Origin of the sequence: Streptomyces sp. WZ.A104, from assembly GCF_002382885.1 — a bacterium.
Lineage (GTDB): Bacteria > Actinomycetota > Actinomycetes > Streptomycetales > Streptomycetaceae > Streptomyces.
Genome location: NZ_NWVL01000043.1, coordinates 61,417 through 69,291, shown reverse-complemented (window position 1 = coordinate 69,291; position 7,875 = coordinate 61,417). Strand labels below are relative to the sequence as shown.

The 7,875-nt window shown below is 73.4% G+C and carries 6 protein-coding genes; 4 read left to right on the top strand and 2 right to left on the bottom strand.

All coding sequences use genetic code 11. From position 1 onward, the window contains the following. Positions 1-147 precede the first annotated feature (147 nt). Entirely contained in the window at positions 148-723 is a 576-nt protein-coding gene (locus tag CIB93_RS22690) for a septum formation initiator family protein (protein ID WP_096629356.1), read from the bottom strand. Between the two features lie 19 nt (positions 724-742). Then, on the bottom strand, positions 743-1,708 hold the full coding sequence (gene rsmH, locus CIB93_RS22685) for a 16S rRNA (cytosine(1402)-N(4))-methyltransferase RsmH (protein WP_096629355.1): 966 nt from the start codon (positions 1,706-1,708) through the stop codon (positions 743-745). A gap of 420 nt (positions 1,709-2,128) precedes the next feature. On the opposite strand from rsmH, the gene CIB93_RS22680 reads away from it, so the two are divergent. The 4 genes from CIB93_RS22680 (at position 2,129) to CIB93_RS22665 (ending at position 7,766) form a co-directional block, all read left to right on the top strand. Beyond that, the gene (locus CIB93_RS22680; RefSeq protein ID WP_096629353.1) at positions 2,129-2,692 is read left to right on the top strand and encodes a carbonic anhydrase; all 564 of its coding nucleotides are present in this window, start codon (positions 2,129-2,131) and stop codon (positions 2,690-2,692) included. Between the two features lie 240 nt (positions 2,693-2,932). Continuing rightward, positions 2,933-3,985 (top strand): MoxR family ATPase, encoded by a 1,053-nt coding sequence (locus tag CIB93_RS22675; RefSeq protein ID WP_096629352.1) that lies wholly within the window; start codon positions 2,933-2,935, stop codon positions 3,983-3,985. Continuing rightward, positions 3,985-5,352, top strand: coding sequence for a DUF58 domain-containing protein (locus tag CIB93_RS22670; protein ID WP_096629350.1), 1,368 nt, complete (start codon positions 3,985-3,987; stop codon positions 5,350-5,352). Before CIB93_RS22675 ends, CIB93_RS22670 begins: the two co-directional genes overlap by 1 nt. Beyond that, positions 5,349-7,766: a DUF3488 and transglutaminase-like domain-containing protein gene (locus CIB93_RS22665; protein WP_096629363.1), complete on the top strand. Its 2,418-nt coding sequence runs from the start codon at positions 5,349-5,351 to the stop codon at positions 7,764-7,766. Before CIB93_RS22670 ends, CIB93_RS22665 begins: the two co-directional genes overlap by 4 nt. Positions 7,767-7,875: the final 109 nt, after the last annotated feature.

Here is a 7,875-nt window from a genome sequence, read left to right as displayed (position 1 = left end):
CGGCCGCGTGCGGTGGTGCGCCCCGGGGCGGGGCGTGGGCGGCGCGCCGGGGGGCGCGCGCCGGAGCGAGGGGAGCGGCTCGATCCGTTACGGGGCCGGGCCGGGCCGGGCACACGGCGGCGCGGCGGTTCCTTGGACGGCACTGCGTCACCTGCCGGGACTCGTCGGGGGCGGGCTGCTCTCCGCCTCGGGGGCGGTCGCGGCGTCCGGCCCGGTCGCGGGTGCGGACGTCGTGGGTACGGCCTCGGAGGGCGACGCGGAACCGGCGGCCGGGGCGTCGGGGCCCGGTGAGGCGTCGGCGTCGGCCGAAGCGCTGGGGCTGGGGCTGGGGCTGGGGCTGGGCGACGGCGGGGCGGTGGCCTCGGTGGGTACGCCGCGGACCGTGCCGTCCGGGTTGAGGAAGGCGGGGTTGCCGCCGGGGACCATGCCCAGCTCCCGGGCGCGGCGCTCCAGGGCGTCGGGCTGGGAGCGGCTGTCGACGTCGCGCTGGAGGGCCTGCTGCTCGTCGGTGAGCTCGGTGGTCTCCCGCTTGAGCTTGCTGAGCCTGAACGACCCTTCGTTGAGCGCGGAGTTCAGCAGGAGCAGGGCGATGAGCCCACCGCCCAGGAGCAGGACGACCAGCAGGACGAAGGGGGTGCGGGCCGCGGTGCTGGGCCCGGTGGACGGCATCAGCCGGGCGAGCCGTCCGGCCCGCCCCTTCAGCGGTGCGGCCGGTTTGCTCACCGCCCGGCTCCCGTGGCGCTCATCGCTCCTCCTCGCGGATGCGCTGGGCGCCGCGCAGCCGGGCGGGGGCTGCGCGCCGGTTCTCGGCGACCTCCTCCTCGGTGGGGAGCTCCGCGCCGCGGGTGAGGAGCTTCAGGCGGGGCTGGTAGCGCTCGGGGACGACGGGGAGTCCGGGCGGCGCGGTGTTGGCGGCGCCTGCCGCGAAGACCTGCTTGACGAGCCGGTCCTCCAGCGAGTGGTAGGACAGGACGGCGACCCGGCCCCCGACGGCGAGGCTGTCAACGGCCGCCGGGATGGCCCGCTCCAGGACGCTGAGCTCGCCGTTGACCTCGATGCGCAGGGCCTGGAAGGTGCGCTTGGCGGGGTTGCCGCCGGTGCGCTTGGCGGCCTGCGGCAGCGCGTCGCGGATCAGCTCGACGAGCCGGGCGCTGTTGCTGAACGGCTCTTTGTCGCGCTCGCGCACGATGGCCGAGACGATCCGCTTGGCCTGCTTCTCCTCGCCGTACGCCCGCAGGATCCGGACCAGTTCGCCGGGCGGGTAGGTGTTGAGCACCTCGGCGGCGCCCATGCCGGTGGACTGGTCCATGCGCATGTCGAGCGGGGCGTCCTGGGCGTACGCGAATCCGCGGTCGGCCTCGTCGAGCTGCATGGAGGAGACGCCGAGGTCGAAGAGCACGCCCTGGACCTTGGGGGTCCCGAGGCGGGCGAGGACGTCGGGAAGTTCGTCGTAGACCGCGTGGACGAGGGTGGCCCGGTCTCCGTAGGGGGCGAGCCGTTCGCCGGAGAGGCGCAGGGCTTCCTTGTCCCGGTCCAGGGCGATCAGCCGGGCGGTGGGGAAGGAGGCGAGCAGGGCCTCGCTGTGACCGCCGAGGCCGAGGGTGCAGTCGACGACCACGGGCTCCGGGTGGGCCGGGTCCTGGAGAGCCGGGGCCAACAGGTCCAGACACCTCTGGAGCATCACCGGGACGTGTCGGGTCTGGCTCAATGCGCCCTCTCAGGCTCTGTCCCGCGCGGCCGGCACGTACGTCCTGGTCCCCGCCCGCTCCGAAGGGGAGGTCCGCCGACGCCGGGGAAGGGGCGTCGGCCGACCGGGAGCGGGAGAGGGCCGGGCCGCACGTACGCCGCACATCACGGGGAAAAAAACGGGAATATGCAGGGGGTGCGATGGGGCGGTGGGTTACGGAGGGGGATGGTGACTTCGCGTTACTTTAGTCCACCCTGCCATTCGATCGATTCGCGATCAACGAACCAGGCAGCGAGTCGTCCCACCCGTCCGGACGCGGTGATCTCACTCGAACGGGCGCACTCCAGGGCCTGTGGGTTACCTCACAACAAGCCGCGTTGATGTTCTTTGTCCGCTTCTCACAGCACTCCCGGACCAGGTGGGAAGGCTAACGTCGTAGCCATGTCGACTTCCGCTCACCCCTCCACCGAGCCCGTGACGTCCACCGCCGCAGCGGTCCGCGAGAGCGGCGAGGTCACCGACCAGCTGGTCGCACTGAACTCCCGGTACGCGAAGGACTTCCGCGATCCGGGCATGGACGCTCGGCCCGTCCTCCAGGTCGCCATCGTCGCCTGCATGGACGCCCGCCTCGACCTCCACGCCGCGCTGGGTCTGGAACTCGGCGACTGCCACACCATCCGCAACGCGGGCGGCGTGGTCACCGACGACGTGATCCGCTCGCTGACCATCAGCCAGCGGGCGCTCGGCACCCGCAGCATCATCCTCATCCACCACACCAACTGCGGCCTGGAATCCCTCACCGAGGACTTCCGGCAGGAGCTGGAGCGTGAGGTGGGGCAGCGGCCCGTGTGGGCGGTGGAGGCCTACACCGACGCCGACCAGGACGTACGCCAGTCCATGCAGCGGGTCCGCACCTCGCCGTTCCTCCTGCACAACGACGACGTCCGGGGCTTCGTCTTCGACGTGACCACCGGTCTGCTGCGCGAGATCCACTCCGAGTCCTGAACGGTTCGGGCCACCCCCTCCCCGGCCTCCCGTCCCCACCTCACACATCCACCACAGTGCCGAAATCGCGACAGACACTGACATTTCGCACGCACTTATCCACAGGCGAGTGACACGAAGCGGTAGCGGCAACAAGAATGCGGGTGTGACGTCCTCCGGGCCTTCCGGAAGGGTGTCCGAATTTCGGGGTGGGCCGTGCGGGATGCGTCGGCCCATGCGCAAAGGGCCGAGGAGGGCCGGGTGACGACCTATGACGATCGAGCGAGCCTCACTGATCTGACCACCACAGCGGAGCGGGTGCGCAGGTCGGTGGAGGGTGTGATCGAGGGCAAGCCCGAGGTCGTACGGCTTTCGCTGACCGTGCTGCTCGCCGAGGGGCATCTCCTCATCGAGGACGTTCCCGGGGTGGGCAAGACCATGCTGGCCAAGGCGCTGGCCAGGTCCATCGACTGTTCCGTGCGGCGGATCCAGTTCACGCCGGACCTGCTGCCCTCGGACATCACCGGTGTGTCGATCTTCGACCAGCAGCGGCGGGACTTCGAGTTCAAGCCGGGCGCGATCTTCGCTCAGATCGTGATCGGCGACGAGATCAACCGCGCCTCGCCGAAGACGCAGTCGGCGCTGCTGGAGTCGATGGAGGAGCGCCAGGTCACCATCGACGGGCACACCTACGAGCTGCCCGACCCGTTCATGGTGGTGGCCACGCAGAATCCGGTCGAGATGGAGGGCACCTACCCGCTGCCCGAGGCCCAGCGCGACCGCTTCATGGCGCGCGTATCCATCGGCTACCCCAGCCCGGACGCCGAGCTCCAGATGCTCGATGTGCACGGCGGGCTCTCGCCGCTGGACGACCTCCAGCCGGTGGCCCACGCCCACGACATCGTGAAGCTCATCGACGCCGTCCGTACGGTGCACGTGGCCGACGCGGTCCGGCGGTATGCCGTGGAGCTCGTCGGGGCCACCCGCAGCCACCCGGACCTCAGACTCGGGGCCTCGCCGCGCGCCACGCTGCATCTGCTGCGCGCCGCGAAGGCGTCCGCCGCGCTCAGCGGGCGCGACTACGCCCTGCCGGACGACGTCCAGGCACTGGCCACCCCGGTGCTCGCACACCGGCTGCTGCCCACCGCCCAGGCCCAGCTGAACCGCCGCACGGCGGAGCAGGTGGTCCTGGAGATCATCCAGCGCACTCCGGTCCCGACCTCGGCCGGCGGCACCGCGCCGCCCGTGCCGGGTCTGCACGAGCCGGGCCGCCCGCTGTACAACCAGCAGCAGCCCGGGGCACGGCGGCTGTGATGGCGGCCGGCGAGCCCGGCGCCGTGGAGGACGGCGGCAGGAAGGGCGGCCTGCGGGCCGCGCTGGGCGGGCTGACCACGCGGGGGCGTTCGTTCCTGGCCGCCGGGGTGGCCGCCGCCGTCTGTGCGTACGTCCTCGGCCAGGGCGACCTGCTGCGCGTCGGGCTGCTGCTGGCCGTACTGCCCCTGGTCTGCGTGACCGTGCTCTACCGCACCCGCTACCGGGTCACGGGCACCCGGCGGCTCTCGCCGTCCCGGGTGCCCGCGGGCTCGGAGGCCCGGGTCCATCTGCGGATGGACAACGTGTCCCGGCTGCCCACCGGTCTGCTGATGCTTCAGGACCGCGTGCCGTACGTGCTGGGGCCGCGGCCCCGCTTCGTGCTGGACCGGGTGGAGGCGGGCGGGCGGCGCGAGGTGTCCTACCGGGTCCGTTCCGATCTGCGCGGTCGCTATCCGCTCGGCCCGTTGCAGCTGCGGCTCAGCGACCCGTTCGGGATGTGCGAGCTGACCCGTTCCTTCAGTGCGTACGACACCCTCGTCGTCATCCCGCGCACGGTGCCGCTGCCCGCGCTGCGGCTGGCGGGCGAGGCCTCCGGGTACGGGGACGGGCGGCAGCGCTCGCTCGCGCTCGCCGGTGAGGACGACATCATTCCGCGCGGCTACCGCCACGGCGACGATCTGCGCCGGGTCCACTGGCGCTCCACCGCACGCCACGGCGAGCTGATGGTGCGCCGGGAGGAACAGCCGCAGCGCGCCCGGTGCACGGTCCTCCTGGACACCCGGCGCATCGGCTATCACGGGGCCGGGCCGGACTCCGCCTTCGAGTGGGCGGTGTCGGGAGCGGCCTCCGCGCTGGTGCACATGCTGGAGCGCGGCTTCGCCGTACGCCTGCTCACCGACGACGGGAACGCGGTGCCCGGCGAAGGGGCCGGTGGCTTCGCCGGTTCCACCCAGGAGTCCGCGGACTCGGCCGGGCTGATGCTCGACACCCTCGCGGTCGTCGGCCATTCCGAGGGCGGGGGCCTCTCGCGCGCACATGACGTGCTGCGCGGCGGCAACGAGGGGCTTCTCATCGCCTTCTTCGGCGATCTCGACGAGGAGCAGGCCGAGGTCGCGGCCCGGATGCGGCGGCGGGCCGGCGCGGCGGTCGCCTTCGTCCTGGGGAGCGCCTCCTGGGCGGGCGAGGTGCCCTCCGCGGCCGCCACCGAGAAGCGGCTGCGGCAGCTGCGCGAGTCGGGCTGGATCGCGGTGCTGGTCGAGCCGGGTGCCGAGCTGCCCGCGCTGTGGCAGCAGGTGGGCCGGATGCGCACGGACACACAATCCGCCGGGAGCGGCGGTCAGGCGGGTTTCGCGGGGGGATGGTCATGAGCGGGCGGACCCGGCTGGCGCTGTGCGCCTACGCGGCGACGCTGCTGGCGACGGGGGCACTGCTCCCGCTGGTGGACGGCGTGGGCTGGCTGTTGCAGGCCGCGTTGGTCCTCGGCGTCCAGAGCGGGGTGGGTGCTCTCGCGCGCCGGGTTCCGCTGGCGCGGTCGCTGACCATCGCCTGCCAGGCCCTGGTCACCCTGCTGCTGCTGACCGTCCTGTTCGCCCGGGATCACGCCCTGTTCGGGGTGGTGCCGGGCCCGGAGGCCGTGATGCGGCTCGGTGAGCTGCTGGTGGCGGGCGGTGAGGACGTCGGCACGTACGCCATCCCGGCCCCGCTGACGGACGGCATCCGGCTGATGGTGATCGGCGGGGTGGTGCTCATCGGGCTCGTGGTGGACGCCCTGGCGGTGTCCTTCCGCAGCGCGGCCCCGGCCGGGCTGCCGCTGCTCGCCCTCTATTCAGTGGCGGCCGGGCTCTCCGGCGGCGGGGCGGGCTGGCTGTGGTTCCTGCTCGCCGCCTGCGGCTATCTGCTGCTCCTGCTGGCGGAGGGCCGGGACCGGCTCTCCCAGTGGGGCCGGGTCTTCAGCGGCGCCTCGCGCTCCTCGGGCGGTCTGACGGACGGGCTGGCCGGGGCGGGCGGTGGGTCCTCCCCGGTCCGCACAGGGCGGCGGATCGGCGTGCTGGCGCTCGGTATCGCCCTGGTCGTCCCGCTGGCCCTGCCCACCCTGGACAGCGGCCTGCTGGGCGGCGACGGCCCCGGGACCGGCAAGGGCAGCGGGGGCGGCACCATCTCCGCGGTGAACCCCCTGGTGTCACTGCAGAACAACCTCAACCAGCCGGAGAACCGGGAGGTGATGACGTACCGCAGCAACATCCAGGACCCGCAGAGCCTGTACCTCCGGATCCTGGCCCTGGACGAGTTCAACGGCAGCGAATGGCGCTCCTCCACGCGCCGGCTGACGGACGTTCCCAACCGCCTCCCGCAGCCGACCGGGCTCGGCCGGGACGTCTCCGTCACCGAGGTCCGGACGAACATCTCCGCCTCGCGTTCGTACCAGCAGACCTATCTGCCGCTCCCCTACCCGGCGAGCGAGGTCCGCATCGACGGCCGCTGGCGGTACGAACCGGAGGGCCGCACCCTCGTCGGCGACGACGGGCAGACCACACGCGGTGCGCAGTACGAGGTCAGCAGTCTGGTCGTCGAGCCGACGGCGGAGCAGCTGGCGGCGGCCGGACCGCCGTCGCAGAGCCTGTCCCAGGAGTACACCCGGGTCCCCGAATCGCTGCCGAGCGTGGTCGCGGAGACCGCCGAGAAGGTCACGGAGGGCTCGGCCAACGCCTACGAGCAGGCCGTGAAGCTCCAGGACTGGTTCGCCTCCGACGGCGGCTTCACCTACGACACGTCCGTCGCCTCGGGGACCGGGTCCTCGGCCATCGCACGGTTCCTCCGCGACAAGGAGGGCTTCTGCGTCCACTTCTCGTTCTCGATGGCCGCGATGGCCCGGACGCTGGGCATCCCGTCCCGGGTCGCGGTGGGCTTCACCCCGGGCACCGTCAAGGCGAACGGGGCGACCTCGGTGGGGCTGCGCGACGCGCACGCCTGGCCCGAGCTGTATTTCGAGGGGGTGGGGTGGACCCGCTTCGAGCCCACCCCGAGCCGGGGCAGCGCTCCGGAGTACACCCGGCCCCAGGTCCCCACGGACGACGCGAGCGACCCGGCGCAGCCCTCGGCGGACACCTCGGCCGCCCCGTCGACCGCCCCGTCCGCCGACGACAGCTGCCCGCCGCAGCTGCGTCAGGAAGGCGGGTGCGGCCCTTCGCAGGAGCCGGGGGCGGCGCTGCCGACCGACCGGGGCACTCCGGCGGGCACGGTGCTGCTGCTGATCCTCGGCGCGGTCCTGGTCCTGGTGCTGCCCTTGGCACCACTGCTCTGGCGCACCCGGACGAGGAACCGGCGGCTGGGCTCGGGGGGCCGGACACCCTCGGACGCCGCCGCGCGGACGCTGGCGGCCTGGCAGGAGGTCATCGACACGGCCTGGGACCACGGCATCGCGCCGGACGAATCGCTGACGCCCCGGAAGGCGGCGGCCAGGATCGTGCGGCTGGGCCGGCTGGACACCACCGCGGCCGAGGCCGTGCACCGGATCGCGAGCGCGGTGGAGCAGGTGCTGTACGCCCCCGGGCCTCGCCCGGCGTCCGGCCTGACCGAGGACGCGCCGGCGGTACGGGCGGGCCTCCAGGCCTCGGCCGACCGCGGGGCACGGCTCCGGGCAACGCTGCTGCCCCGCTCGTCCGTCCGGGTGGTGTGGGCGGTCGCGGACCGTCGGACGGCACTCGCGGAGCGCTGGGTGAACCGTCCGGGACACGGCCGCTGGACGGCCCGGCTGCGCCGCCTCGCCCGCCAGCACGGCTGACCGCGAGGCGCGGGCCACCACGCGCGGCATGGGCGATGGCCCCTGGCCAGGACCGGCTTCGGTGCCTTGGCCGGGGGCCTCGCGGTTGCCGCTCCGGGCGGACCCGGCG